This is a genomic window from Achromobacter sp. ACM03 (genome assembly GCF_014851665.1).
In the GTDB taxonomy this organism is placed as follows: domain Bacteria; phylum Pseudomonadota; class Gammaproteobacteria; order Burkholderiales; family Burkholderiaceae_B; genus Achromobacter; species Achromobacter aegrifaciens.
Map to the genome: position 1 here is coordinate 234304 of NZ_JACVAD010000005.1, position 24866 is coordinate 259169.

Here is a 24866-nt window from a genome sequence, read left to right on the forward strand (position 1 = left end):
TGCGGCGGGCGGTTTCAGGCTCCCTGTTTGGCTAGACGGTTCCTTGTTCGCGTAGTTCCCTGATTCGGTCGCGCGACAGGCCCAATTCCTCCAGCACCGCATCGGTGTCCGCGCCCAATGCGGGCGCGGCGCTGCGGACCTGGCAGGGCGCTTCGGCGAACTTGATCGGAAAGCCCAGCATGCGCACCTGCTGGCCATCGGGATGGGCGACGTCCATGGCCATCTGCTGGTCCGCTACCTGCGGGTCGTCGAATACTTCCTGCAGGTTCAGCACCTGCCCGCAGGGCACGCCGTACTGGTTAAGGCGTTCGATCCAGTAGTGGCTGTCCTTCTGGCGGGTGCGGGCCTCGATGGCGGCCTTGATGGATGCGCGGTTCAGCATGCGGTCGGCGTTGGCCTGGAATTCCGGATGCACGCGCAGTTCGGGCAGTTCCAGCGCGTCCAGCAACTTCTCGTACATGGCATCGTTGGACGGGGCGATCGCGACCTGGCCGTCGGCCGTCTCGAACAGCCCGTAAGGCGCGACGATGCCGTGGTCGTTGCCGGTGCGCGGAGGCAGCTCGCCGCTGGCGAAGTAGTTCGATGCCTGGAAGCTGAGCAACCCTATCATGCTGGACAGCAGGCTGACGCTGATGGAGTCGCCGCGGCCGGTGCGCTCGCGGCGCAAGAGCGCGGCCACCACGCCCAGCGCGCCGTTCAGGCCGGCGGCCAGGTCGCTGATGGGCGGCCCCGCGCGCATGGGCGGATCGTCTTCGCCGCCGTTCAGGCTCATGAAGCCGCTCATGGCCTGGGCGATGAAGTCGAAGGCGGGCCGGTCGCGATAGGGACCGGACGCGCCGAAGCCGTTGATGCTGCAATGGATGATGTCCGGCCGCAACGCCTTCAGCGCTTCATCGCCGAAGCCCATCTTGTCCATGATGCCGGGCCGGTAGTTCTCGATCACGACGTCGCAGTGGGGTATCAGCTGGCGCAGGATGTCCTTGCCTTCGGCGCTGTACAGGTCCAGTGTCACTGACCGCTTGTTGCGGTTGTAGTTGGCGAAGTACCAGCTCAGGCCGTCCTTGAGCACGCCCTGGCGGCGAATGGGATCGCCTTCGCCGGGCGCTTCGATCTTGATCACTTCGGCGCCCATGTCGGCCAGTATGGATGTGCAGTAAGGCCCGGAGATGATGCGGGTCAGGTCCAGGACGCGGATTCCGGTAAGTGGCATGGTTTGCATCTGCTTGGATTTTGGTCAGCCGCCCAGTCGCGGCAGCCACAAGGTCAGGGGAGGAAAGGCGCAGATCAGCGCGAGCACGATCAGCGACCAGATGAAGAAGGGCACGATTTCGCGCACGATGGGGCCTATCGGCGTGCGGCCCACGGCGGACGTGACGAACAGCAGGATGCCGACCGGCGGCGTCAGCATGCCCGTCATCAGGTTCAGGATCAGGATCATGGCGTACTGGATGGGGTCCATGCCGAGCTGGGCGCCGATAGGCAGCAGCGCCGGCAGCGTGATGATCATGGCCGGCAGCGGCTCCAGGATCTTGCCCACCAGGATCAGGAACACGTTCACCGTCAGCAGCACCACCCAGGGCTGGTCGGAGATGCCCAGGATGCCCTTGGCGATGGTGGCCGCGACGCGCGATTCGCTGATCAGCCAGCTGAAAGGACCGGCGGCGGCCAGCAGGAACAGCACCACGGCCATGGTGCGCCCGGCCGAGTAGAACGCCGATCCCAGCTCGCCCGGCTTCAGTTCCCGGTACACGGCCAGGCCCACGAGCAGGGCGTACACGGCCACGAACGCCGCGGCCTCCGTATCCGTCAGCAGGCCGAAGCGTATGCCGGCGATGATCAGGACGGGCATCATCAAGGCCCAGATGGACGCGCGCGTCACCCTGGCGCGCTCAGGCCAACTGGCCCGCGGACGCGATTGGTAGCCGTGGCGCCGCGCCTGCCAGGCGCATATGGCCATGTAGCCCGCCAGCAGCATGAAGCCGGGAATGATGCCCGCCAGGAACAGGCGGATGATGGACAGGTTGGCCAGCACCGCATAGACGATCATCGGGATCGACGGGGGCAGGATGGGACCCAGCATCGCCCCGCAGGCGATGACCGCCTCGGGGTAGCCGCGCCGGTAGCCCTCGCGCTTCATCGAAGGGATCATGGCGGTGCCGATGGCGCTGGCGTCGGCCACGGCGGAGCCGCTGATGCCTGCCATGACCAGGTTGGTGGTCAGCGAGACTTGCGACAGGCTGCCGCGCATATGCCCGACCATGGCCATGGACCAGTTGATGAGCCGCAGCGTGACGCCGCCGCGGTTCATCAGTTCGCCGGCCAGGATGAAGAGGGGGATCGCGACCAGGGCGGTCTCGTCTATGCCGCCCAGCATCGATAGCGGCGCCTGGGCGATATCGACCCCGCCGCCGCCCTTGAACAGCATGCCTATCAGGGCGGCGGTGATCATCGCGAAGCCTATGTCCAGACCGGCCAGGATGAGCACGACGAAAAGCACGACGGAGAAGAGGATCATGGATGCGTTCCCGGAGTATCGGGCTCGCCGCGCGCGAAGGCGTCCTGCGGCGCGGGGGCGTCGGGGATGAGCAGGCGCAGGGCCAGGAACAGCATGAAGAACACCATGCCCACGGTCAGCGAGGCGTAGCTGACGGCGTAGGTGAAAGGCGTTCCGACGATGTCCTGGAAGTTGCCCACGGCGACCACGTCCAGGCCCTTGTAGAACAGGGTGGCGGCCAGCGCCAGCAGGCAGGTGTCGAACAGGCGGTCGCGCGCGCGCCGCACGCGTTCCGGCAGATGGCGGTCGATGATGTCTATGACCACGTTGCGGCGCTCGCGCAACGCCATGGCCGCGCCGACAAACGCGCACCACAGCATGCCGATGCGCGCGACCTGGTCCCAGGCGTCGAACTGCGTCTTCAGCAGATAGCGGTCCAGGACCTGGGCGAAGCAGAACACCAGCACCATGGCCAGGGTCAGGGCAACCGCCAGCCGGCCGATCCAGCACACGGCGCGGTCGGCGCTCAGCGCCAGGCCGCGCCAGCCGGAGGCCGCGTGGGACGAGGCGCGCACGGTCGGCGCGGGCATGGGCGCGGCCATGGCTTACTCCTGCATCTTCTGGATGCGTTCGACCATGCCGGCCGGCCAATCCTTGCCTTCGTACTGCTGGTAGACGGTGGCCAGCGCCGCCTTGAACGCGGCCTTGTCGGGCTGCGTGTAGGTAACGCCGGCTTCCTTCAGGAGCTTGACTGCGTTGTCGTCCAGCTCCTGGTCCAGGCGGGTGGCGACCTTGCCGCCCGCCTTGGCCGCCTCGGTCAGCGCCTGGCGCTGCCTGGCGTCCAGGCCTTGCCAGACGCGTTCGGAAATGAACCAGCCCGTCAGCTCGTAGGCGTGGTCGGTCGCCGCCCAGTACTTGGCTTCCTCGTGGAAGCGCAGCGGGATCGAAAGATCAAAGCCGTTGTCCTGGCCGTCTATCATGCCGCGGCCCAGCGCGGTGTAGATTTCGGTCATGCCCAGCGGCACGACCTGCGCACCCAGCTTTTCGAAGGTGGACTTCAGGATGGGAATGGCGGGAATGCGCAGCTTCAGGCCCTTGACGTCTTCGGGCTTGTTGATGGGCCGCGATACGGTCTGCAGCGCACGCGGCGAGCGTATGCCGAAGGCCGCAAACACCCGCACGCCGGATTTCTTGGCCACGTCATCGAAGATCTGCGCGAACTCGTCGCTGTTGATGATGCGCTCGGCCTGTTCGCCGCTCTTGAACAGATAGGGCGCATACAGGATGTTCAGCGGTTGGGCGCCGCGCAGGAACACCACGGACCCGAGGCCGAAGTAGCCCATGTCCAGCGTGCCCAGCTGCATGGATGAGAGGATCTTGCTGATGTCGCCCAATTGCCCGTCCGTGTAGACGTGCACCTGCAGTTCGTTCTGGGATTGCCTGGCGGCCTCTTCGGCAAAGGCGCGCATGGCATGGTCCCAGGGACTGTTGGAGGCGGCGATGGTCGCGATCTTCATTTCCCGCGCCTGCGCCTGGCCAGCGGGCGCGAACGCGCCGGCGGCGGTGATCGAAAGCGCCAGCAGGGCTGCCGAGGCGCGGACCAGTTGCTGCGATATTTTCTTGTGCATGATGTCTCCTCCGGGATGCGGATCCGGCCTACCAGTTCCAGTGCACGGGCTTGAGCCCGGCGACCGGTGAATCGAACACCGCCAGGCGGGACCCATTGATGCAGCCCATGTAGGCGGTCTTGCGCTCTGGGCCCCCGAACGCCAGGCTGGTGATGTTCTGCAGCCGCTTGCTATGGTTGTCGTAAACCATGGGGCGGCTCAGGCGATTGGCCAGGTATTCGGCTTCCAGCCTGTCGATGTGCGCGGCGTCGCCGTCCTCCAGCATGAGCTGCTGCTGCCCTTGCGGGCTGACGCGTATGACCCGGTTGGAGACCACGCTGACCACCCAGATGTGGCCCTCTTCATCGACCGCCATGCCGTCGGGATAGGTACCCTTGCCGAATTCGGTGATGACGGCGCGTTCGCTCAGGTCGCCGTTGGCGCCGATGCGAAAGCGCAGCAGGCGCCGGCCGAAGGTTTCGTTGACGTACAGGTGCGTGCCGTCCGGATCGGTGCGGCATTCGTTGGTCCAATGCACGTCCTGGGCCACGACGCGGGTGCCGCGCTCGTCGCGCACGGCGATGAAGCCGTCGGCGATGTCGCGGCGGAACTGATGGTCGCCGCGGCGCACGGTGCTGACGCAGATCCACAGGCGTTCGCGCTCGTCCAGCCAGACGAAGTTGACGCCGGGCAGGGCCACGCCGTCGATCTCCATGATGTAGGGCTCCGCCGTGCCGTCGCGCTGTACGCGCCAGACGCCGCCGTCGTCGGCCAGGTTGGCGACGGCAAACGAGCCGTCGCGCAACAGGGCGAAGCCGTTGGGTATCAGTCCGGACTGGGCGCCGATCAGGCGCGCGTCGCCGTTGGGCAGGATGTGGCGTATGCCGCCGGCCTTGTCCGACACGTAGAGATCGCCCGCGGCCGTGCTCAGCACGCATTCGGGGCGGTTCAAGTTGACGCCGGTCTCGCGCACCGCCGACAGGTCCAGGACCGCGCCGCCATTCGATTTGCTGTCCATGGGGGCTCCTCAGCCGATCGCGCCGGCGGCTACGGCATAGTCATGCAGGCGCAGGCGCGGCCCTGCCTTCATCAGCTGGCCGGGCAGGCCACGGCCGACGATGCCTTCCAGCCGCTGGGCTACCTTGATCAGCGCGCCCAGGTCGATGCCGCTGTCCACGCCCATCTCGTCCAGCAGGTAGACCAGGTCTTCGGTGCAGATGTTGCCGGTGGCGCCCGGCGCGAACGGGCAGCCGCCCAACCCAGCCAGCGAGGATTCGTAGGAGGTGACGCCGGCGCGCAGGCCTTCCACCACGTTCACCAGGCCGATGCCGCGCGTGTTGTGGAAGTGCAGCGATATCTTGACGCCGGGATGGTCGGCCCGCAGAGTCTCGACCGTGTCGCGCACCAGCCGGGGCGTGGCCATGCCGGTGGTGTCTCCCAACGTCACGGCGTCGAAGCCCTGGCGCGCGAAGTGGTCGAAGATGGTCCGGATGCGGCCCAGGTCCACGTCGCCTTCGAAGGGGCAGCCGAAGGCGACGGCAATGGCGCCCTTGCGCTTGATGGGGTGGTCTTTCAGCAGCTGCGCGATGTCCTCGATGTCGCGCAGCGATTGTTCGACCGGGCGGTTCAGGTTCTTGGTGTTGTGGCTCTCGGTGGCCGACAGGAACACGACGATCTCGTCAGCCTGCGACTGCAGCGCGCGTTCGACGCCCTTGCGGTTGGGCGCCAGCGCGCCCAGCACCACGCCCGGACGTTTGCGCACGCCCTGCAGGACTTCCTGCGCGTCGCGCATCTGCGGCACGGCGCGGGGTGAAACGAAGGAGGTGGCTTCGAAGTGCCGCACGCCTGCGTCGATCAGCGCGTTCAGGATCTGGATCTTGGTGTCGGTGGGCACGAACTCGGATTCGATCTGCAGTCCGTCGCGCATGCCGACTTCCACGATTTCGACTCGGTCTGGAAGGCTCATGGCTTGTCGTCTCCTGGCGCCCGGATCCTGCGCCCGCGAGGGCTTTGCGCGGCGATGTCCGGGACATGGGTGGTCGGCCACCATCTTCTGCGATGGACCCTGGCAGGACAAATCGTCAATCTTCGGCGGGGGATCGCGAAACGCGATGGCTCGGGGGCCAGGCGTCGCGCATGGGCAGGCTCGCGCGTCCTATTGCTGCGTTGCGGCTTCAGCGATCAGATGATCCAGCAGCAGCCGGGCGGCGCCCGATAGCGATTCATTGCTGCGCACGCACAACTTGAGCTGGCGGTGCGCCCAGGCGTCAGTCAGCGGAATGATGCAGAGCGCGTCGCACACATAGGCGGACAGGGCCTTGGTGGGCACGATGCCGACGCCCAGGTCCGCGCGCACCATGGACACCAGCGCGTCGTAGGAGGTGACCTGGAAGCGCAGCCGCAGAGAACGGTTCATGGACGCGGCCTCGCGCGTGAACAGATAGTTCGCGGCGCTGCCCCGGTGCATGCCGACGTGGTCATAGTCCAGCGTATCGGCGAACGATACCTGCCGGTGTCGCGACAAGGGGTGTCCCGAGGGCGTCACCAGCGCCATGACGTCGCGGTGGTAGGGATATATGTCCAGCCCGTTTTCGTCGTCGGATTGGGTGTAGACGCCGATGTCGGCGGCGTTGTCGATCACCGCGCGGGTGACGCCGGCGCTGACGGACTCTTCCAGGTCGATCTGCACGTTGGGGTGCTGGGTCAGGAAGCGGCGCAGTTCCATCGGCAGGAACTGCGCAATGGAAGACAGGTTGGCCGCGACGCGCACGCGGCCGCGCAGGCCGGCGGAGTAGTCGCGGATTTCGGCGGCCAGGTCCTGGGTTTGATGTAGCAGCGTGCGTGCGCGCCGCGCCAACGCGTGTGCGGCGCTGGTCGGTTCGACGCCGCGCGCATGGCGCTGAAACAATGGGACGTCCAGGACGCGTTCGAGTTCGGACAGGCGCTTCGATAGCGCCGATGGCGCGATATGTTCGCGCGCGGCGGCCGCGGCGATGCTGCCTTCTTCCAGCACGGCCAGGAACACCTGCAGGGTATACAGATCCAGACGAGGGGTCATGGGAAGTCGCGGATAGATACGTCCGCGAGGATAGCGGCAGTCGCGGGCCGCGGGCCTAGGGGATTACGCTTAGCCGATTTCCACCCATTCCTGCGCCGCGCCGCGCGCCAGCAGTTCGTCGACCGCGATGATGGAGATCCGGCCATCCGCCGTTCCCAGAGCCAGTTTTTCCTCATGGGCATCCAGCGCGAAGACCAATGCAGGCAGGCCTTCCAGCCGCATCCTGGCGCGCAACCGGATCTCGCCCGACGCGGCATCCAGCAACAGCAGCCCGCCGTCCAGGAACGCAGCGGCGATCAGCCCGGGGCAGGGCATGAAGACGACCGCGCTGGCGGAGGCAGTGGTGGAATGTCGCCAGAGTTCGCGGTCACGGTCCAGCGGTTTGCGGTAAATGAAGCCGGCGCAGGCGACGTTGACGGCGGGAGCGTAGTGCCGCCCGCTGATGACCAGGCCAGCGCCTTGCGCGTCGTCGACGTAGCAGCCGGCAAGTTCCATGGCGTGGCTGTCGGGCTTGCCGTTGGCCTTGAGCACCGGCCACAGCGGCTTGGCCCGGCCGTCGGGCATGACCATGCACAGGCGTTTGGCCTCGTGGGAGCTTGCAGGCGTGCCTTGGACGCAGAACGGCGACGGCGCGCCGCTGATGCGGATGTAGTGATTGAAGCAGTCGTAATGGCCCAGGTCCACGCGCCGTTCGGCGCCCGAGCCCAGGTCGCGCAGCAGGTCGCACGCGTTGCGGGTTGCGGGGTTGCGGTTCCTGCGGCCCAGCAATACGCCTTGCGAGGAGGCAGAGAACGTGTATTCGCCGTCGTACTCGCCGACGAGGTCCAGCCCGTCGTCCGTCAGCGTATACAGCCGGGAATCCTGGTGCCACTTCATGTCGGGCCGCTTCGAGGCTTCCACGACGTGCACATGGATGCCCGCCGCCCGGATGATCTCGGCGCCATGGCCGGCGCCGGCGTATGCGGCGACCAGGCCGTCTTCGACGTCTTGGATTTCCAGCAGGCAGCCGCCATGCGCTACCGCGATGCGCTTGGCGTCCAACCACGCAAGATCATGGATGGCCTTGCGGCTTCCCAGTTGCGGCAGCCCTAGCCATTGCGCGAGGCGGGACTCTGGCGCCGGCGCGGGGGGATCTGCTGCCGGCGCGATGTCGTCGCCTGACAGTTCCAGTTCGCCGGGACCGGCATCGGACCAGGTCGCGGCGTCGTAGGGCGTGCGCACGACGAACAAGGTGCTGAATGCGGCGTCGGGCGGATCGTCGGGCAGCCCTTCCCATTCTTCGTCCCAGGGCCGCACCCACGCCTCGATCCCGTCGCCCGAGGGGGTGAAGGCGCAATGCGCAACTTCAGGGATGTTGCGGAAGAACCGGCGCGAGAGCCCGCTGCGCCAATCCCAGACCAGCAGGTCGCCTTCGAACAGATAGCCGCCGTCATAACTGCCTGCGCCGATCGCGACCACGGATTGGGCGGGATGGAAAGCGATGTGGTTGACGGGATGGCGCAGTTGGTCGAAAGCCGCGAACGGGATGGGACTGCCGCGGCGGTACAGCGCCACGCGATAGCGCAACGTCTGGCCGCCATACGCCGCGCGGGCGCGAGGGTTCGCGAGCAGGGGAAACTCGGAGGCCACGGCCGCGATTTCCCCCGCAGGGTCGAAGAACACTCCGGTAATCTTGCCGCTGCCTCGCAGCGGCGGATCGGCGATCATGGCCATGCTGGTTTCCGCGAGACACGCGCCATTGATCGCGAATGCGGGCGCTGGGCCATGGGCAGGCGGGATAAGCTTATTCGAGGAGCAGGCCGGGGCGCCCGGCCGGGCTCATGTGCGAGCCCGGCTGGCGGCCGGCGTCTCCTTCTTCGCGCGTGGCTTGGGCGCGGGTTTCGGGTCTTGGGCAGGAGCGTCGAACTCCTGTTTGTTGCGTTCGCCCCGCGGGGTATTTTCCGGATGCGGCTTGGGAAAAGCCCAGGGCTTGGTTTTCTGATCCATTGCATGTACTCCTTGCACAGGCGGAACAGTAGCATTAGCCGTGGCACTGGGTAAGTGAGGGTTGACGTCAATATTCATCACATCGTGATTTTCGGTTGAAAAACGCGATGAATTCGACCCGCTTTGGCCCGTTCTGTTCCGCCTTTATGGATCAAGACCTGTCAACTCTGACAGGAAGTTCCCGTCGGTGCGAGCGCAGCCTCTAACCGGCTTCCGGCTGGTCTTCCTGCCAGATGCGGTCGAACTGTTCGCGCGCGTTGCGCGCCCAGTCATCGATGGCGCTGCGCACGTCGTCCGCGGTGGGCTTGCGGTCAGCGGGGAGGTTGCCGCCCGTGACCGTGCCCAGCGAAGTGATCAGCAGCTCGTTGGTATTGGCGTCGCGCAGGGCGGCCTCGAGCAGCAGGCGCGCCGACTGGTCGCGGTAGCCGGCCGCCTTGACGGTCTGGCCGATCACGAAGCCGATGGGGATGTATTCCATCATCCTGGGGTCGCGCTCGTTGCGGAAGGTGCCGGTGATGGCGGCGCTCAGGCGCATTGCGTGTGGCGCGGGCCGTGTCAGCAGTTGGTAGCCGGCTTGTTCGAACTCGCGCCGGATCGCTTCGTTCAGGTAGGCCAGCGCGCGCTCGCGCATGGCGCTATCGGCTTTCATGTCCAGCTCGTCCGGTCGGTCGCCCTGGATGTATTGCACCGGTTCCAGAATGAGTTTTTTCTGGTACTGGCTGCCGATGGGCGGACCGGGGCGCACCCAGACCATGCCAGCGCTCCAGTCGGGATCCTGCTTGAGCCGGCTCTGGTTTTCACCCAGGGACGTGGAATAGTTCTGCGGCTTGGGCAGGTTGGTGCAGCCGGCAAGGCCGATCACTGCACAGCAGGCGGCCAGAGCGAGACGGATCTTCATATTCTTCTCTTCCTGAAAATGGCGCCCGGCGCGGCAGATGGAAAGGCCGTGCGCGTGTCGCGGGCGGCCCAATTATTGCCCCGTTTCGCGCCGCATTTTCCGCTTTGGCAGGGGTGGAAGCCCCGTTTCGCTGCAAAGCAGAATTCCATTTTGGGAAAACTGAAACGAAAGATCGGCGGGGCGTGGAAGACTCCATTGCGGGTAAGCCGTAATAGCTGCCGCGGAAAGCCGCCGCGGGACTACGATGGACGAGTGAACATAGGGAGACAACTATGGACACCGCCAAGCAATGGTATGCCGCCGTCAAGGACTGGCAGCGGGCCCGCGACGAGCTCACCGCCGCGATCGCCGCGATCAAGTGGCCGAATCCCACCCAGGATTGCCTGGACAACTATGACCGCGCCTACGCCAACGAAACCGGGGCGCGGGATCGCATGAACCAGGCATACGAACGCGTGCGACGATAAGCGCGCGCATCTCCTTGGGAGCGGCATTGCTACACTGCCGCGCATGACGGACCAACAACAGAAATTCATGATCAGGCCGAGCCGGCCTGAGGACGCAGTCTTGCTCGAAGACCTGCTGATGCGCACCTACGAAAGCACGTGGATGCCGGAAATGACGGCGGAAAGGGACGCCCAGTTTCGCGCAAGCGGCAAGACGGGCCAGTATGTGAGCGCCAGGGGCAGTCTTTTCATGGTGTGCGAAATCGACGGCGTGCTGGCGGGCATGGCGGATTGGGAAAACGACTTCATCTGGGCCTTGCATGTGCATCCCGCAAGGCAAGGGCAGGGTGTCGGCGGCGCATTGCTGGCCTGGATGGAAACGGCCATCCGCGCTGCGGGATTTGCTCAGGCGCGGCTGGAGACGGATTCCTTCAATATGCGCAGCCGCCAGTTCTACGGCAAGCACGGCTATGCCGAGATCGATACCTATCCTGACGAGGAATGGGACAGCGGCTTCACCACCATCCTGCTGGAAAAGCGCTTGCCAGCCTGATGCCGCTGGCTCCATGAAAAGAACCTCAGCTGGTCCTGGAAATGGAGCCACGATGGCGGTATGTTGTGGTTTTCAGCCGCTACCGCCGAACCCGCCATGTACCTGCCGTCCGCCTTTCGCGAAGACTCGCCCGAAGTCCAGCACGATTTCATCCGCGCCCATCCGCTGGGCGTGCTCACGACCAGCGGGGAGGGCGGGCTGATGGCGAACCACATTCCCTGTCTGCTGTATCCGGAAGGACCGCATGGCGTATTGCGCCTGCATGTGGCCCGCGCCAACCCGCAGCTTGCCGACCTTGCTTCGGGCCGCGAATGCCTGGTCGTATTCCACGGGCCGCAGGCTTACGTCACGCCGTCGTGGTACCCGACCAAGGCCGAGACGCACAAGGTCGTGCCCACCTGGAACTTCGTTGCCGTGCACGTCTGGGGCGCGCCGGTGATTCAGGATGATCCGGCCTGGCTGCGCGCCCAGTTGGATGCGCTGACCGACAGCCAGGAGAAAGCGCGCGCGCAGCCCTGGCGCGTGGCCGACGCGCCGGCGGATTTCATCGCGGCCCAGATGCGCGCCATCGTCGGCGTGGAGATTCCCATTGCGCGCATCGAAGGCAAATGGAAGGTCAGCCAGAACCGAACGGTTGCCGATAGGCGCGGCGTGGCCGAAGGCCTGGCCGGCGAAAACGGCGATGCCGTCATGGCTGGGCTGGTTGCCCGCCGCGGCGGGCTGGAGTAACGCGCCCCAGCGCGAAACAGGCGATGGCGGCGGCCTGCAGGCTGGCCGCCGCCGCCAGGAACCAGAGCAGTGGCTGCCCGGCCTGTTCGGACCATGCCCGCAGCATGCCGAACGACGCGGGCGCGAAGGCGTAGGCGCCTTGCGACATGGCGACAATCAGCGGGACCACGCGTTGCGTGTCTTCGCGGGCGAACTCAGTCTGCGCGATCAATGGCGGCAGCGAGGTCGCGTTCCCTATGCCTGATCCGAACAGCAGTACGCCCAGCCAGATGGCCCAGGCGTGCTCTGCGGCCAGCATCAGAACCAATGAACCGGCGATCTGGATGGCGTAGGCCAGGCAGGCCACTTTGCGCCGGTCGGTGCCGGCAGGCATCAGCCAACCGACGAGCGTGCGCCCGCCGATGGCCGCGGCCGTAGCCAGACCCATTGCCAGGCCTGCGGTCTGTGCGCCCAGCAGCGGCGCCAGCAGGGACAGCAGATGCGCGATCAGGCCGATCTGGGCGAACAGGCCCAGCGCCATGCCGGCGGCCAGGGTGAGAAAGGCGCGGTTGCGCCACAGGCCCGCCAGCGGCGCGGGCGAGGCGATGCCTGCCGTGGCCGCCGGCGCCTGCGCTGCAGCGCAAGCGCCATCTGGCTCCTGGCCCAGCTGTTGCGGCGTCAGGGCAAACACCTTGCGCGACAGCACGGCGATCACGGCCACCATCGCCGCGCCTACCCACAAGGCCGCCTGGGCAAATCCTGCCTGGCCGATCAGGTAAACCCATAAGGGCGAAAAGACGATGCCGCCGACGCTGGCGCCGTTGTAGGCCATGCCCAGCGCGGCGGGGCGGCGGCGGACGAACCAGGGTGAGATCAGCGCATTGACGGCGGCGGCACCCAGCGTCACCCAGCCCATGCCCGAGAGCAGCGCCGCCGCATAGAGCTGCCAGGGCTGTGCGGCCGCGGCCCAGCCGCTCACGCCGAACGCGAGCAGCACGGCGCCGCCCAGCGTGACCGCCGGCACCCCGCAACGCCGGTACAGCCGCGGCAGGTTGGCGACCACCAGGGTGCCGCAAAGAAAGTGCAGCGTGACGGCGCCGGATACCAGGGCCACGCCCCACCCGGTACGCTGCGTCACGGCATGCAGGAACACGGGCGGGCCGTAGAAGCCGACGCCCCAGCCGAAGATCGCCAGCACGAAGGTGGCGTAAAGCACTGTCCAGCCAAAGAATTTCCGGGATGCGCGCATGGGTGTCCGGGCAGGCCGGTCGCTGTCTTGTTGCGTTGAGTCGCAGTATGCTTGACTCTGCACACAACACTTTGGTCTGTGACGAATCATGGAATCCGAGTTCGCCGACATCAATCTTTCCGCCGTGGCTGGCGCCATCGCCGATCCGGCCCGGGCGCGCATGCTGTGCGTGCTGCTGGACGGCCGCGCCCGCACCGCGACCGAACTGGCGGCCGCCGCCGACATCGGCGCCTCCACCGCCAGCAGCCATTTCCTGCGACTGCGGGAACAAGGGCTGGTGGAAATGGCCGTGCAGGGCAAGCACCGCTACTACCGCCTGGCCAATGGCGAGGTCGGACATGCGCTGGAGGCCTTGCTGGTGGTGGCCGGCGCGGAGCGCGTGCCGTTCAAACCCAGCACGCCCTCGGCGCTGCGCGAGGCGCGTACCTGTTATGACCACATGGCGGGCACCCTGGCCGTGCGCATCCATGACGCGATGCTGTCGCGCCAATGGCTGACGGCGGACGGGCGCGATTACCTGCTGACGCCTTTGGGCGAGGCGGCCCTGGCGCAGATAGGCGTGGACGTGATGCAGGCGCGCCAACGCCGGCGGCGTTTCGCCTGTTCCTGCCTGGACTGGAGCGAGCGTCGCTCGCATCTGGGCGGCGCCTTGGGCGCGGCGCTGCTGGAGGCGCTGACGCGCCGCGACTGGATCAGCAAGGACTTGGATTCGCGCGCGTTGAGCGTGACGAAGAAGGGCGAAAAGCAGTTTCCCGCCTTCTTCGGGCCAGCGGATGAGCAGTCCGCCGCGAGCGCTGCGCGCCGGGACCGGAATGTCGCCGCATGAGCCTGCAATAAGGTGTGCATATGCAACAGATCTAGGGAAATCCCCGTGAACCCGGGTGGGGACGGGTTGCGGCAGCGCCCCGCGTTGCGCCGCAAGCCGCGTCAACCCTGGACATGCGGCGCGCGGATGGGCCGCGCGTAGCGTTCCTGGGAAACGGGGACGTACCTATCGCGATGCAACAGTGTTTCTATTTTCTGCCATCGTTACAAAACATATCCGAACTGTCATAGTCAAGCGGGGTATGCTGGATCGCACAAAGAGGGCATCCGAAGTGCATCAGAACAACTTGATCTACAAGGGATACCGGCTGACGGCCAAAGTGTCCCGGGGCGCAGACGCCGAGGTTCAGGCGCAATCCAGCGGCCCCGTATTCATAGCGTCGGTGATGGTGGTCCAGGCAGGCGCCGTGCTCGAAGGCGGCGACGAATATCCGGTTCCGCGTTTTGCCGAGGGCGGTTTTGTCTACAGTCCGCGTGAAGCGGTGCATGCAGCGATCCTGCACGGCCGCGAAATCGTCGACGGCCTGACCAACCTGCCAGCCTGACGCCGTTCTAGCCGGAAAAGACTTCCCGCCAATCGCGCGTCTTGGCCAGCGTCTGCACGGTCGCGGACTGTTCCAGGATGGTCACGGCCTTCTTGAATTCCTCGGCCGAGGCGCCGTCCTCCAGGATGACCATGCGCGAGTTGCGCGCGTCCGCCATTTTCACGTCCGACATCTTGCCGTGGGTCTGGTAGACCTGCGTCCAGTCCATTTTCTTGCCGGCCTTCAGGGCGATCGGTTCGATGTACGTCAACGCGGTGCTGCTGGCGGCGCGTACCGCGAAGGCGAAATCGGCCGTGTGGCCGCTGCTGCCCTTGGCGCGCGCGCCCTTGACCATGCGGTTCACGCCCACGCCCGCCGCCAGCGCCCGCCCGACCTGGGCGCGAAAGCGCAACTGGCTGAACTTCGGCATCCATTTGGCGCACTGGAACGACAGCGCCATCGCCAGCTTGACCGCGTCCCACAGCGCTTCCTGCAGCTGCTCGTTGGGACCGCTGGCGACGATGGCGCCGTCGCGGTCGAAGTGCGCCAGGCTGACGCCCGGGGTTTCATTCAGGATGTCGATGCGCTTGGCAGCCAGGTCGATGCCGTAGCTGGACGCGTGCATCGCGGTCTCACAGGCGTCGGTCAGGTAGAACGTGGACTCGTCGGGATGCGCGATGAAGAAGGCCGCGTGCTGCCCGTCCAGGCCCAGTGTCATGGGCGATATGGCGCGGATGGCGTGCTCGCCCGCCGGCAGGACGGTCCAGCCGGAGGCTTCCAGGAAAGTGCTCATAGGATCAGTTCGATTTGGCGGCCTTTGAGGGGATGCGCGAATCCGCCGGTGAGCGTCAGGTTCGCCCGCGGCAGGAAGTACTGCATCAGCGCGCCGATATTCTGCAGGGCGGGCACGATGGGCTCGGCATAACCTTCGCCATCGTCCACCCAGATGTGTTCATGGCTGCGGTCCGCAAGCGGCTTGCGGTACTGAGGCCGGCCTTCGCCCACCAGGCTGGTGTGGAAGGAGTCGTCGGTGTCCACGCCGAACACGCGGTGCGGGCCTACGAAGAGGCTGGCGCAGAACGCTTCGGCCAGGAAAATCGTGGCCTGGCCGTGCACGGCCGTGCGCGCGCCGCGATAGGTGGCGCGGAAGATCACGTCTTCGCGCACTTCGCCCTTGACCCGGCAGGCACAGGCGAATTCCATCCATTGGAGATTGCTGGCGGCGGGCTTGGGCACCCAGGCGATCGGTTTTACGGTTTCCTTGGGTTCGGCAAGAATCTCTTGCACCTCATCAACGGTGATTAGCGGTTCGAACTTGTTGGCCATGGAACTGATCTAGGGTCTTGGAAATGCGCGCCGGGCAGCGCGCCTGGCAAGCGCCGCGCGGCGGCGGGCGCACGCGCAACACTGCGAGGGGGCGTAATCTTACAAGATGAAGACTGCGCCGCCCTTTTTGCTGTATGGATGTACAGCCCAAGGGCGGCGCGTCGCGGCTATAGCGAGCTGGCGCCGAACGTGTCGCACTGCTTGATGCTGCCGCTCTCCAGACCGCGCTTGAACCAGCGCACGCGCTGGGCCGAGGAGCCGTGGGTGAAGGAATCGGGCACCACATAGCCCTGGCTCTGCTTTTGCAGGCGGTCGTCGCCGATGGCGGTGGCGGCGGTCAGGGCCTCTTCCACGTCGCCGCTTTCCAGGATGTTGCGGGCGGCGTTGGCGCGCTGCGCCCACAAGCCGGCGAAGCAGTCGGCCTGCAGTTCCATGCGCACCGACAATGCATTGGCCTGCGCGGGATTGCGGCGGCGCAGGTTGTCCACCTGGTCCGAGATGCCCAGCAGATGCTGGACGTGATGGCCGACTTCATGCGCGATGACATAGGCCTGGGCGAAATCGCCCGGCGCCTTGAAGCGGTTCTGCAATTCGTCGAAGAACGCCAGGTCTATGTACACCTTGCTGTCGCCCGGGCAGTAGAACGGCCCCATGGCCGACTGTCCGGTGCCGCAGGCCGTGGGCGTGGCGCCGCGGAACAGCACCAGCTTGGGCGCCACGTATTGGCGGTTCAGGTCCTTCTGGAAAATGGCGCTCCAGGTATCTTCGGTTTCGCCCAGGACCTTGGAGACGAACACTGCCTGTTTGTCGTTGGCGGGCGGACGCGTGGCGGGCCCCTGCTGTTGCTGCACGGGCGGGCCTTCGGCCATCTGCAGGACCACGCTGGGGTCCACGCCGAAATACATGGCGACCAAGGCCAGCACGATCGTGCCTATGCCGATGGTGCCGCGGCCGCCGATGCGTGGGCCGCTGGAACGGCGGTCTTCCACATTGTCGCTTTCGCGCGAGTCATCAAGGCGCATACTGTTTCTCCGGGCGGGTCGGCGTTCCCGCCATTTTGCATCGCCGCTCTGTACTGAGCGGCCTTCAAGAGTGTTAGGATAAACCCATGGCCTTGTATTTCGATATTCATCCCGCGAATCCGCAACCGCGCCTGCTGAAGCAGGCGGCCCAATGGCTGGCCGATGGCGGGCTGGTCGCAGTGCCTACCGATTCGAGCTATGCCGTGGTCGCGCGGCTGGATGACAAGAACGCCGCTGACGGACTGCGCCGCGTGCGTGGCCTGGATGAACGCCATCATCTCACGCTGCTGTGCCGCGACCTGGCTGAAATCGGCCACTTCGCGCGCGTCGACAACCGCCAGTACCGGTTGCTGAAGGCCGCGACGCCGGGACCCTGGACCTTCATCCTCGAAGCGACCAAGGAAGTGCCGCGCCGCGTGTCGCATCCGTCGCGCAAGACCATCGGCATCCGTGTGCCGGACCATCCCGTCATGCTGGGCCTGCTGGAGCAGGTGGGGGCGCCCTTGCTGTCCACCACGCTCATCCCCAAGGACGAGACCGAAGCGTTGAACGACGCGGAAGAAATCCGCGAACGCTACGAACACTCCCTGGCGGCCATCATCGACGCGGGCGCTTGCCCGCAATCGCCCACCACCGTGATAGACCTCACCGGCGACGAGCCTGTGGTCGTGCGTGTCGGACGCGGCGATCCTGCCACCCTCGGTCTTGCCTAGCGCGCCCGCCGCGCCGACCTGCACGCCGGCATGCGCCGGCGCGTGGCTCATCTACAATCCGGTTCGCCATGAATGACATCATCCAAACCATTGCGGTCTACGCGATACCGGTCATCTTCGCCATCACCTTGCACGAAGCCGCGCACGGCTACGTCGCGCGGATGTTCGGCGATCCCACGGCCTATCAGGCCGGACGCATCAGCCTGAACCCTGCGCGGCATATCGATCCCGTCGGCACGCTGCTGGTGCCGGTGGCGATCCTGCTGGCCTCCAAGCTTTTGGGTAGTCCGGGCATGCTGTTCGGCTGGGCCAAGCCTGTGCCGGTGGATTTCGGCCGCTTGCGCCGGCCCAAGCAGGACATGCTGTGGGTGGCGCTGGCGGGGCCTGCCGCCAACCTGTTCATGGCGGTCCTGTGGGCGTTTTCGCTGCGCATCTTCCTGGAGTCCGGCCTGCAGGAATCGTTCTGGTTCGAGATGGCCGTGGCCGGCGTGAACGTCAACCTCGTGCTCATGGCCCTGAATCTGCTGCCCATCCTGCCGCTGGACGGGGGACGCATCCTTTTCAGCCTGCTACCCAATCGCCTGGCCTGGCAATACTCGAAAATCGAGCCTTATGGCCTGGTGATCGTCGTCATCCTGCTGGTGACGGATGTGCTCTGGCTATTGATGCGGCCGGTACTCTCTCTGGGGACGACCATCGTCCAGTGGTTTCTGTAGGATTTCAGCCAATATCCGTTAAACTCATCGGTTTCATTGATTCTGGCCCCGGGGCATCCCGCCGCGGGGTTTTGGAGCCCTACATTTATGGCATCCCCTGCAACCGCCGCAGGCGTTAATTTCCAAGGCAGCATGGTGGCTCTGGTCACTCCCATGCAGCCCGACGGCAGTCTGGACTACGCGGCCTACCGGTCGCTGATCGACTGGCATATCCAGGAAGGAACCGACGCACTGGTGGTGGTCGGCACCACCGGGGAGTCGCCCACGGTCTCCATGGAAGAACATGCGGAGCTGATCCGCGTCGCGGTCGAACACGCTGCGGGCCGCATTCCGGTCATCGCCGGCGTGGGCGCCAACTCCACCGACGAAGCCATCCACCTGACGCGCCACGCCAAGGCCGTGGGCGCGCAGGCCGGCCTGTCGGTCGTTCCCTATTACAACAAGCCCTCGCAAGAGGGTTTGTACCGTCACTTCCGCACCATCGCGGAAGCCGTCGATCTGCCCACCATCCTGTACAACGTGCCGGGCCGTACTGTTGCCGACATGAGCAACGAAACGGTCCTGCGCCTGGCGCAGGTGCCGGGCATCATCGGCATCAAGGACGCCACGGGCGACATCGCCCGCGGCGGCCTGCTGCTGCGCGAAGCGCCGGCCAGCTTCCAGGTCTTCAGCGGCGATGACCCCACCGCCGCCGCCCTGATCCTGCTGGGCGCGCGCGGCAATATTTCCGTTACGGCCAACGTGGCGCCCAAGCTCATGCGCGAGCTCTGTGCCGCCGCCCTGGCCGGCAATGTGCCCAAGGTGCGTGAACTTAACGCGCACCTGGCGCGTCTGAACAAGGCTTTGTTCGTTGAAGCCAACCCCATCCCCGTGAAGTGGGCGTTGGCCGAAATGGGCCGCAGCGCACTGGGTTACCGGCTGCCGCTGGTTGAACTGGGATCGCAGCACCACGCAACCGTGCGTGCCGCGCTCCAGGAAACGGGCCTGCTCTAAATATCGTGAGGATACGTATGAACAAACGTCATGCCGGTTTGTCGGCATTGATGTCTCTGGTGTTGTTGGCCGGCTGCAGCGAGGTCAATCAATTCCTGGGCAATGAAGAGTCCGTCAATTACAAGAGCGCAGTCACCCAGCGTGGAGAGCCCCTCAGCATCCCGCCCGACCTGACCCAGGCCAACAGCGATCCGCGCTATCGCGCGCCGGCTTCGGGCTCGACCACCTATTCGCAGTTCCAGCAGCAGGGCCAGGCGCAAGCCACCCAGCCCAAGACGAGCAACGTGTTGCCCGGCCGCCAGGACATGCGCGTCGAGCGCGACGGCGACCTGCGTTGGCTGGTGGTGGACCGTCCGCCGGAAGACGTGTTCCCGCGACTGGTGGACTTCTGGACCGAAAACGGCTTTACCGTCGCCAGCAACAATCCTGGCGCTGGCTTGATCGAAACCGACTGGGCTGAAAACCGGGCCAAGATTCCGGAAAGCTGGCTGCGTCAGGCGCTGGGCATGATTCTCGAATCGGCCTGGGACAGCGGCGAACGCGAGAAATTCCGTACCCGTGTCGAACGCGTCAATGGCCATACCGAGGTCTATGTCAGCCACCGCCAGATGCTTGAAAAGCGTGTGGGCAGCGACGGCATGCAGGTGCAGTGGCAGAACGGCAAGGAAGATCCGGGCCTGAACGCCGCCATGCTGGCCCGCATGATGGTCTACCTGGGTTCCGACGTCGACAACGCCCGCAAGCTGGTGCAGCAGGCCGAGGCCGCGCCGCAGAAGCCTGCCGTGCAGCAGGACGTCCGCGCACAGGGCGCCTCGCTGCTCGTCAGCGAATCGTTCGACCGCGCATGGCGCCGTGTTGGCGTGGCGCTGGACGGCGGCGGCTTCGCCGTGGACGACCGCGATCGCTCCGCTGGCGACTACTTCGTCCGCTATGTCGATACCGACACGGGCGAGAAGATCGACCAGCCGGGCTTCTTCAGCCGCATGTTCTCGGGCGACAAGAAGGCCGAGGCGCCGCAGTACCGTATCCACCTGGCTGCCAACGGCGACCAGACCGTGGTGACCGTGCTGGATGCCAATGGCGCGCGCGACAACAGTGCCACCGCCCAGCGTCTGCTGAGCGTGCTGAAGGACAAGATGTAAGACCAGACGGTTCTGCGCTCACGCGCAGCACCGCGCAAGAGAGGCCCCTGCGGGGGCCTCTTTTTTTGTTGGGCGCTTTGAAGATCTTGCGAGCCGGCAGGAAGGGCGAGCTTCCCGCCGCGAAGGCTTGTGGTTGCTGCGCCTTGCGCATATGCCCTCTGGACGCAAAAAAGCCCCGGCTGCAGCAGCCAGGGCTTTTTTCTTGCGTCCTCAGAGCGGGGGTTCGTCGCTGAGTTTTTATTAGGACGCGGGGGTGGTCGAGCCGCCCGGGGTGGTCGAACCGCCACCCGGCGTGGTGTTGGGCGTAGGCGCCGGAGCCGGCGAAGTGGCCGGGGGCGTCGTGGTGGGGGCAGGCGTGCTTGCGCCCGGAGCGGGGTTGGTCGCGGGCGCCGGGGCATCTTCCTTCTTGTTGCAGGCGCTCAGCGCGACGGCCAGCACCGAGGCAATAATCAAGGTTTTGCTCATCATTTTTAGACTCCTGTAGATGACGACTCTTGAAACCCATTAGGGGAAACCAGAGGTCAGGCTACAGGAACACACGGGCGCAACGCGTATGAAAGTTAAAAAGGTCGCATCCTAACGGCAACAAACCTTTCAGCTTCGTGTTATCTCTTTCTTGATGTGTCCCGCGTATCAGACCTGATTTCCTTCTGTACAGGACTGATACGGGGCCGTGTCGGGATGCTACGCCGCGACGTAGCGGATCCAGCCGGAATCCAGCCAATCCGCCAGGCAGGAGCGGGCTTCGTCGCTCAACCGAGCGCAGGATGGGTCTGAGCAATCCAGGCTGCGCGCATCCGCCAGCGTGCGCAGGGCGGCGTCGGCGGGCACCATGGCGGTTTCGCCATTAATGAAGAGCTGCTTGCCGCGATAGAGCATGCGGCTGCGGCGGTCCAGCACCAGCCGGCCTGCGGTGGGCCAGTCTTCTTCCAGATCCACGTCCATGCCTTCGGGCGCGTCGAACACGCTGAGATTGCTGGGCTCGGTCAGCCAGCAGCCCAGGAAGCGCGAGGCCAGCGCATCGTCGAAGCGCAGCTTTTCCACGGTTTCCAGCGTGGCGGCCACCAGCGCGTCCGGCAGCGCGGCGGGGGTGTCGACCGCGGGCTGGCCGGGATCGCGATAGACGGCCGACAGCTTCGGGCCGGGCAGGGCGGGCTCGCCATAGGGGCCGCCCAAGAGGCCGACGCGCGCCATGACCTGATCCGCGGCCGCTTCGAGCAGCCCGCGCGCCAGCGTCGCCTGCGTGGGTGCGCGAAAACCGATGGAAATCGTCATGCAGCCGTCGCCCACGGCGACGCCGTCGTGGGCCGCCTGCGGCGGCAGGTAGAGCATGTCGCCAGGCGTCAGCACGGCCGTCTCTTCGGGCTCGAAACGGCTCAGGATCTTCAGCGGCAGGCCCGGTTCCAGCGACAGGTCCTTCTGGCGGCCATAGCGCCATTCACGCTCGCCCGCCGCTTGCAGCAGGAACACGTCGTAGCTGTCGAAATGCGGACCCACGCCGCCGCCATGGCTGGCGATGCTGATCATCACGTCGTCCAGGCGCGCATCGGGGATGAAGCGGAACGACTGCATCAGTTCGGACGCGGCATCGCTGTGCAGGTCCACGCTTTGCACCAGCAAGGTCCAGTCGCCTTCATTGTCCTTGGGCAGGCGCGCGAAGGGGCCGTTCTCCATCTGCCATTCGCCGTTCTCGCGCCAGATCAGGCGCGATTCCACATCGTCCCGGCGCGCCAGCTTCTTGATGGCGGCGATCGTGACCGGCGGCTTGAAGCCGGGGATGGCCTGGCGGATCAAGAGAGGCTTGCGCTGCCAGTAGCGGCGCATGAAGTCGTTTGGGCTCTGGTTGCCCAGCAGGGCCAAGGGATGGTCGAGGTTCATTGCAGGTGCTTCTTCAGGCGGTAGAGGGCGTCCAGCGCTTCGCGCGGGGTCAGGCTGTCGGGGTCGATGGCGGCGAGTTCCTCGCGCAGGGCGTCCAGGGCCTCGAGGTCGTCGGAACGGTCGGCTTCCGCATAGGCCTGGGCGTCGGCGTCAGCCGCGGCCGCGAACAGGCCGAGCTGCGGCGTGGGGGCGCCTTGCGCCTCCAGGCGTTCCAGTTCGCGCGAGGCCTGGCGGATCACGGCGGCGGGCACGCCCGCGCGCTGCGCCACCTGGATCCCGTAGCTGCGGCTGGCGGGGCCTTCGCGCACTTCGTGCAGGAACACGATGCCGCCGGCCGATTCCGCCGCGGCCAGGTGCACGTTGGCCGAGGCCGGCTGTTCTGCGGGGAGGCGGGTCAGCTCGAAATAGTGGGTGGCGAACAGCGTCAGCGCGCGATTGTGGGCAAGCAGGCGGCAGGCGATGGCCCAGGCCAGCGCCAGGCCGTCATAGGTGGACGTACCGCGGCCGATTTCGTCCATCAGCACCAGGCTGTTGGGCGTGCTGGCCGACAGGATGGCGGCCGCCTCGGTCATTTCCATCATGAAGGTCGAGCGGCCGCCCGCCAGATCGTCGGCCGCTCCGATACGGGTGAAGATGCGGTCGATCTTGCCGATGCGGGCGCGCGAAGCGGGCACGAAACTGCCGATGCGCGCGAGCAGCACGATCAGCGCCACCTGCCGCATATAGGTCGATTTACCGCCCATGTTCGGACCGGTGATCAGCAGCATCCGACGCGCCGGCTCCAACCGGCAGCCGTTGGGCGTGAAGCGCTCGATGGCGTGTTCCACCACCGGGTGGCGGCCGGCATCGATGTCGATGTCGGCCTGCTCAGACAGTTCGGGCGCGATCCAGTCGTGGCGGCGCGCGTGATCGGCCAGCGCGGCCAGCGCGTCCAGTTCGGCCAACGCGGCGGCGCAGTCCGACAGCGGCCGCACGTGTTCGGCCAGCACATCGAGCAATTGCTCGAACAACCATTTTTCCCGAGCCAGCGAACGGTCCTGGGCGGACAGCACCTTGTCTTCCCAGGTCTTGAGTTCAGGCGTGATGTAGCGTTCGGCGTTCTTCAGCGTCTGGCGGCGGCGGTAATCCTCCGGCACCTTGGCGGTCTGGCCCTTGGTGACTTCGATGTAGAAGCCATGCACGCGGTTGAACTCCACGCGCAGGTTGCTGATGCCGGTGCGTTCGCGTTCGCGGGCTTCCAGCTGCACCAGGAAGTCGCCGCCGTCGGCCGCGAGGCCGCGCAGTTCGTCCAGTTCAGCGTCGAAGCCCGCCGCCAGCACGCCGCCGTCGCGGATGGCGACAGCGGGTTCGGCGGCAATGGCGCGCACCAGCAGGGCGGCCAGGGCCGGGTCCACCGACAGGTGCGAGACCAGTTCGCCCAGCCGCGGCGAATCCGCCATCGGCTCGACCTGGTCGCGCAGCGCCGGCAGGGCCTGCAGCGCGTCCCGCAGGCTGGCCAGTTCGCGCGGGCGCACCGAACGCAATGCCAGGCGGGCGGCGATGCGTTCGATGTCCGGGAAGGCGTTCAATGCGCTGCGCAAGGACTCCAGCAGCCCGGCCGAACCGAAGCCGGCCGCGCCGAAGGTCTGTTCCATGTCCATGCGGCCCGCCAGCAGCGCCGAGATGGCTTGCTGGCGCGCCAGCGCCTGTTCGTTCTCGCGTAGCGGATGGTGCAGCCAGCGGCGCAGCAGCCGGCTGCCCATGGGCGTGCGGCAGCCGTCCAGCAGCGAGAACAGCGTCGGCGAATCTTCGCCGGACAGCGTCTGCGTCAGCTCCAGGTTGCGGCGCGTGACCGGGTCCAGCAGCACGTACTGCCCGGGGCGTTCCGCCGACAGGCTCTGCACGTGGGCCAGGGCCTGCGACTGGGTGCGTGCCGCGTAGCGCAGCAGCGCGCCCGCGGCGCAAATGCCGGCCGGCATGTCTTCGATGTCGAAGCCCGCCAGCGTATCGGTCTTGAAGTGCGCCAGCAGGTGGGCGCGGGCGCTGTCGGCTTCGAAGTGCCAGTCGGGCACGCGGGCCCGCGCGCCTTCGAAGGGGAAGTCGAACTCTGCGCTGTCGGCGCAGACGATCTCGGCCGGCGCAATGCGGTGCAGCTCGGATTCCAGCTGCGCCGGCGCGCATTCGGTCACGCGGAATTCGCCGCTGGCCAGGTTCAGCCAGGCCAGCCCGGCGCGCGGCGCGCGCGCGGTGCCGCCCACGAACACGGCGGCCAGCGCGCGGTCCGCCTTGGCCGGCAGCAGCGCGTCGTCGGTCAGCGTGCCGGGCGTGACGATGCGCACGATGCGGCGCTCGACCGGACCCTTGGAGGTCGCCGGATCGCCGATCTGCTCGCAGATGGCGATGGACTCGCCCATGGCGACCAGCCGCGCCAGGTACTGCTCCATGGCATGCACCGGCAGCCCGGCCATCGGGATCGGCGTGCCGTTGGAAGAGCCGCGCTTGGTCAGCGTGAGGTTCAGCAGACGCGCGCCGCGCTCCGCGTCTTCGTAGAACATTTCATAGAAGTCCCCCATGCGGTAGAAGAGCAGCAAGGGACCGGCCTCCGCTTTCAGGCGGAGGTACTGCTGCATCATGGGGGTATGGCCCGGGTGGGCGTCGGCGGCGGTGTTTTGCGTTGCGGAATTCATGCCCGTGATTGTATCGGGCGGGCACAGGGTGGGGGATGGGTGCGATCAAATTGTCCATACTG

The 24866-nt window shown here is 66.3% G+C and carries 26 protein-coding genes; 9 read left to right on the top strand and 17 right to left on the bottom strand.

Annotated features, from left to right (window positions below; all coding sequences use genetic code 11):
- Positions 1–31: 31 nt before the first annotated feature.
- The 10 genes from IB257_RS22780 to IB257_RS22825 form a co-directional block, all read right to left on the bottom strand.
- On the bottom strand, positions 32–1210 hold the full coding sequence (locus tag IB257_RS22780) for a CaiB/BaiF CoA-transferase family protein (RefSeq protein WP_225589088.1): 1179 nt from the start codon (positions 1208–1210) through the stop codon (positions 32–34).
- Positions 1211–1234: 24 nt separating this feature from the next.
- On the bottom strand, positions 1235–2515 hold the full coding sequence (locus IB257_RS22785; protein ID WP_054453293.1) for a TRAP transporter large permease: 1281 nt from the start codon (positions 2513–2515) through the stop codon (positions 1235–1237).
- Positions 2512–3096 carry a TRAP transporter small permease gene (locus tag IB257_RS22790; protein ID WP_119450078.1) on the bottom strand — a complete coding sequence of 195 codons (585 nt, stop codon included), beginning with the start codon at positions 3094–3096 and terminating at the stop codon, positions 2512–2514. Before IB257_RS22790 ends, IB257_RS22785 begins: the two co-directional genes overlap by 4 nt.
- A gap of 3 nt (positions 3097–3099) precedes the next feature.
- Positions 3100–4122: a TRAP transporter substrate-binding protein gene (locus IB257_RS22795; protein ID WP_054453290.1), complete on the bottom strand. Its 1023-nt coding sequence runs from the start codon at positions 4120–4122 to the stop codon at positions 3100–3102.
- 28 nt (positions 4123–4150) lie between these two features.
- The gene (locus IB257_RS22800; RefSeq protein WP_054453288.1) at positions 4151–5119 is read right to left on the bottom strand and encodes an SMP-30/gluconolactonase/LRE family protein; all 969 of its coding nucleotides are present in this window, start codon (positions 5117–5119) and stop codon (positions 4151–4153) included.
- Positions 5120–5128: 9 nt separating this feature from the next.
- Positions 5129–6067 carry a hydroxymethylglutaryl-CoA lyase gene (locus IB257_RS22805; protein ID WP_175161727.1) on the bottom strand — a complete coding sequence of 313 codons (939 nt, stop codon included), beginning with the start codon at positions 6065–6067 and terminating at the stop codon, positions 5129–5131.
- Between the two features lie 189 nt (positions 6068–6256).
- Positions 6257–7159 carry a LysR family transcriptional regulator gene (locus IB257_RS22810; protein WP_054453284.1) on the bottom strand — a complete coding sequence of 301 codons (903 nt, stop codon included), beginning with the start codon at positions 7157–7159 and terminating at the stop codon, positions 6257–6259.
- A 69-nt stretch (positions 7160–7228) separates the two neighbouring features.
- A complete protein-coding gene (locus IB257_RS22815) occupies positions 7229–8872 on the bottom strand; it encodes a hypothetical protein (RefSeq protein WP_192492872.1) in 1644 nt (547 codons plus the stop codon).
- Between the two features lie 105 nt (positions 8873–8977).
- Complete coding sequence (locus IB257_RS22820; protein ID WP_165867876.1) at positions 8978–9145, bottom strand: hypothetical protein; 168 nt, start codon at positions 9143–9145, stop codon at positions 8978–8980.
- Between the two features lie 202 nt (positions 9146–9347).
- Positions 9348–10043 carry a DUF3313 domain-containing protein gene (locus IB257_RS22825; protein WP_054453280.1) on the bottom strand — a complete coding sequence of 232 codons (696 nt, stop codon included), beginning with the start codon at positions 10041–10043 and terminating at the stop codon, positions 9348–9350.
- Between the two features lie 272 nt (positions 10044–10315).
- On the opposite strand from IB257_RS22825, the gene IB257_RS22830 reads away from it, so the two are divergent.
- From IB257_RS22830 to IB257_RS22840, 3 genes are all read left to right on the top strand, one after another.
- A complete protein-coding gene (locus IB257_RS22830; protein WP_054453278.1) occupies positions 10316–10510 on the top strand; it encodes a hypothetical protein in 195 nt (64 codons plus the stop codon).
- A gap of 43 nt (positions 10511–10553) precedes the next feature.
- Complete coding sequence (locus tag IB257_RS22835; protein WP_054453276.1) at positions 10554–11042, top strand: GNAT family N-acetyltransferase; 489 nt, start codon at positions 10554–10556, stop codon at positions 11040–11042.
- A 96-nt stretch (positions 11043–11138) separates the two neighbouring features.
- Positions 11139–11771 carry an FMN-binding negative transcriptional regulator gene (locus IB257_RS22840; RefSeq protein WP_192492899.1) on the top strand — a complete coding sequence of 211 codons (633 nt, stop codon included), beginning with the start codon at positions 11139–11141 and terminating at the stop codon, positions 11769–11771.
- Here the strand turns inward: IB257_RS22840 and IB257_RS22845 are convergent.
- The gene (locus tag IB257_RS22845; protein WP_119450076.1) at positions 11731–12999 is read right to left on the bottom strand and encodes an MFS transporter; all 1269 of its coding nucleotides are present in this window, start codon (positions 12997–12999) and stop codon (positions 11731–11733) included. The two genes, IB257_RS22840 and IB257_RS22845, sit on opposite strands and share 41 nt — an antisense overlap.
- Positions 13000–13087: 88 nt before the next feature.
- Here IB257_RS22845 and IB257_RS22850 point away from each other — a divergent pair, with 88 nt between their 5' ends.
- Entirely contained in the window at positions 13088–13825 is a 738-nt protein-coding gene (locus tag IB257_RS22850; protein WP_119450075.1) for a helix-turn-helix transcriptional regulator, read from the top strand.
- Positions 13826–14096: 271 nt separating this feature from the next.
- Positions 14097–14369: a hypothetical protein gene (locus tag IB257_RS22855; RefSeq protein ID WP_054453716.1), complete on the top strand. Its 273-nt coding sequence runs from the start codon at positions 14097–14099 to the stop codon at positions 14367–14369.
- Between the two features lie 7 nt (positions 14370–14376).
- On the opposite strand, the gene IB257_RS22860 is transcribed toward IB257_RS22855, so the two are convergent.
- From IB257_RS22860 to IB257_RS22870, 3 genes are all read right to left on the bottom strand, one after another.
- Positions 14377–15141 carry a DUF1828 domain-containing protein gene (locus tag IB257_RS22860; RefSeq protein WP_054453270.1) on the bottom strand — a complete coding sequence of 255 codons (765 nt, stop codon included), beginning with the start codon at positions 15139–15141 and terminating at the stop codon, positions 14377–14379.
- Positions 15138–15674 (bottom strand): hypothetical protein, encoded by a 537-nt coding sequence (locus IB257_RS22865; RefSeq protein WP_054453268.1) that lies wholly within the window; start codon positions 15672–15674, stop codon positions 15138–15140. The genes IB257_RS22860 and IB257_RS22865 overlap by 4 nt, the downstream gene beginning before the upstream one ends.
- 167 nt (positions 15675–15841) lie before the next feature.
- Complete coding sequence (locus tag IB257_RS22870) at positions 15842–16696, bottom strand: neutral zinc metallopeptidase (protein ID WP_054453266.1); 855 nt, start codon at positions 16694–16696, stop codon at positions 15842–15844.
- A gap of 86 nt (positions 16697–16782) precedes the next feature.
- Here IB257_RS22870 and IB257_RS22875 point away from each other — a divergent pair, with 86 nt between their 5' ends.
- The 4 genes from IB257_RS22875 (at position 16783) to bamC (ending at position 20260) form a co-directional block, all read left to right on the top strand.
- Positions 16783–17409 carry an L-threonylcarbamoyladenylate synthase gene (locus tag IB257_RS22875; protein WP_192492873.1) on the top strand — a complete coding sequence of 209 codons (627 nt, stop codon included), beginning with the start codon at positions 16783–16785 and terminating at the stop codon, positions 17407–17409.
- A 68-nt stretch (positions 17410–17477) separates the two neighbouring features.
- Positions 17478–18125, top strand: coding sequence for a site-2 protease family protein (locus IB257_RS22880; RefSeq protein WP_054453262.1), 648 nt, complete (start codon positions 17478–17480; stop codon positions 18123–18125).
- 87 nt (positions 18126–18212) lie between these two features.
- Positions 18213–19118, top strand: coding sequence for a 4-hydroxy-tetrahydrodipicolinate synthase (dapA, locus tag IB257_RS22885; RefSeq protein ID WP_054453260.1), 906 nt, complete (start codon positions 18213–18215; stop codon positions 19116–19118).
- Positions 19119–19135: 17 nt separating this feature from the next.
- On the top strand, positions 19136–20260 hold the full coding sequence (gene bamC, locus IB257_RS22890) for an outer membrane protein assembly factor BamC (RefSeq protein WP_054453258.1): 1125 nt from the start codon (positions 19136–19138) through the stop codon (positions 20258–20260).
- Positions 20261–20500: 240 nt separating this feature from the next.
- Here bamC and IB257_RS22895 read toward each other — a convergent pair whose 3' ends face one another.
- The 3 genes from IB257_RS22895 to mutS form a co-directional block, all read right to left on the bottom strand.
- Positions 20501–20728, bottom strand: a complete 228-nt coding sequence (locus tag IB257_RS22895; protein WP_013395215.1) for a hypothetical protein — start codon at positions 20726–20728, stop codon at positions 20501–20503.
- Between the two features lie 216 nt (positions 20729–20944).
- Positions 20945–22138, bottom strand: a complete 1194-nt coding sequence (locus IB257_RS22900; RefSeq protein ID WP_192492874.1) for a cupin domain-containing protein — start codon at positions 22136–22138, stop codon at positions 20945–20947.
- Positions 22135–24804 (bottom strand): DNA mismatch repair protein MutS, encoded by a 2670-nt coding sequence (gene mutS, locus IB257_RS22905; RefSeq protein WP_225590524.1) that lies wholly within the window; start codon positions 24802–24804, stop codon positions 22135–22137. The genes IB257_RS22900 and mutS overlap by 4 nt, the downstream gene beginning before the upstream one ends.
- Between the last annotated feature and the right edge of the window lie 62 nt (positions 24805–24866).

Excerpts from the sequence above, each read along its gene's own strand:
- IB257_RS22805 (WP_175161727.1), bottom strand. The coding sequence starts at position 6,067 with ATGAGCCTTCCAGACCGAGTCGAAATCGTGGAAGTCGGCATGCGCGAC.
- IB257_RS22790 (WP_119450078.1), bottom strand. The coding sequence starts at position 3,096 with ATGGCCGCGCCCATGCCCGCGCCGACCGTGCGCGCCTCGTCCCACGCG.
- IB257_RS22880 (WP_054453262.1), top strand. The coding sequence starts at position 17,478 with ATGAATGACATCATCCAAACCATTGCGGTCTACGCGATACCGGTCATC.
- IB257_RS22810 (WP_054453284.1), bottom strand. The coding sequence starts at position 7,159 with ATGACCCCTCGTCTGGATCTGTATACCCTGCAGGTGTTCCTGGCCGTG.
- IB257_RS22875 (WP_192492873.1), top strand. The coding sequence starts at position 16,783 with ATGGCCTTGTATTTCGATATTCATCCCGCGAATCCGCAACCGCGCCTG.
- IB257_RS22800 (WP_054453288.1), bottom strand. The coding sequence starts at position 5,119 with ATGGACAGCAAATCGAATGGCGGCGCGGTCCTGGACCTGTCGGCGGTG.
- mutS (WP_225590524.1), bottom strand. The coding sequence starts at position 24,804 with ATGAATTCCGCAACGCAAAACACCGCCGCCGACGCCCACCCGGGCCAT.
- IB257_RS22780 (WP_225589088.1), bottom strand. The coding sequence starts at position 1,210 with ATGCCACTTACCGGAATCCGCGTCCTGGACCTGACCCGCATCATCTCC.
- IB257_RS22860 (WP_054453270.1), bottom strand. The coding sequence starts at position 15,141 with ATGAGCACTTTCCTGGAAGCCTCCGGCTGGACCGTCCTGCCGGCGGGC.
- bamC (WP_054453258.1), top strand. The coding sequence starts at position 19,136 with ATGAACAAACGTCATGCCGGTTTGTCGGCATTGATGTCTCTGGTGTTG.
- dapA (WP_054453260.1), top strand. The coding sequence starts at position 18,213 with ATGGCATCCCCTGCAACCGCCGCAGGCGTTAATTTCCAAGGCAGCATG.
- IB257_RS22895 (WP_013395215.1), bottom strand. The coding sequence starts at position 20,728 with ATGATGAGCAAAACCTTGATTATTGCCTCGGTGCTGGCCGTCGCGCTG.
- IB257_RS22835 (WP_054453276.1), top strand. The coding sequence starts at position 10,554 with ATGACGGACCAACAACAGAAATTCATGATCAGGCCGAGCCGGCCTGAG.
- IB257_RS22840 (WP_192492899.1), top strand. The coding sequence starts at position 11,139 with ATGTACCTGCCGTCCGCCTTTCGCGAAGACTCGCCCGAAGTCCAGCAC.
- IB257_RS22845 (WP_119450076.1), bottom strand. The coding sequence starts at position 12,999 with ATGCGCGCATCCCGGAAATTCTTTGGCTGGACAGTGCTTTACGCCACC.
- IB257_RS22870 (WP_054453266.1), bottom strand. The coding sequence starts at position 16,696 with ATGCGCCTTGATGACTCGCGCGAAAGCGACAATGTGGAAGACCGCCGT.
- IB257_RS22815 (WP_192492872.1), bottom strand. The coding sequence starts at position 8,872 with ATGGCCATGATCGCCGATCCGCCGCTGCGAGGCAGCGGCAAGATTACC.
- IB257_RS22825 (WP_054453280.1), bottom strand. The coding sequence starts at position 10,043 with ATGAAGATCCGTCTCGCTCTGGCCGCCTGCTGTGCAGTGATCGGCCTT.
- IB257_RS22820 (WP_165867876.1), bottom strand. The coding sequence starts at position 9,145 with ATGGATCAGAAAACCAAGCCCTGGGCTTTTCCCAAGCCGCATCCGGAA.
- IB257_RS22850 (WP_119450075.1), top strand. The coding sequence starts at position 13,088 with ATGGAATCCGAGTTCGCCGACATCAATCTTTCCGCCGTGGCTGGCGCC.
- IB257_RS22795 (WP_054453290.1), bottom strand. The coding sequence starts at position 4,122 with ATGCACAAGAAAATATCGCAGCAACTGGTCCGCGCCTCGGCAGCCCTG.
- IB257_RS22785 (WP_054453293.1), bottom strand. The coding sequence starts at position 2,515 with ATGATCCTCTTCTCCGTCGTGCTTTTCGTCGTGCTCATCCTGGCCGGT.
- IB257_RS22865 (WP_054453268.1), bottom strand. The coding sequence starts at position 15,674 with ATGGCCAACAAGTTCGAACCGCTAATCACCGTTGATGAGGTGCAAGAG.
- IB257_RS22830 (WP_054453278.1), top strand. The coding sequence starts at position 10,316 with ATGGACACCGCCAAGCAATGGTATGCCGCCGTCAAGGACTGGCAGCGG.
- IB257_RS22900 (WP_192492874.1), bottom strand. The coding sequence starts at position 22,138 with ATGAACCTCGACCATCCCTTGGCCCTGCTGGGCAACCAGAGCCCAAAC.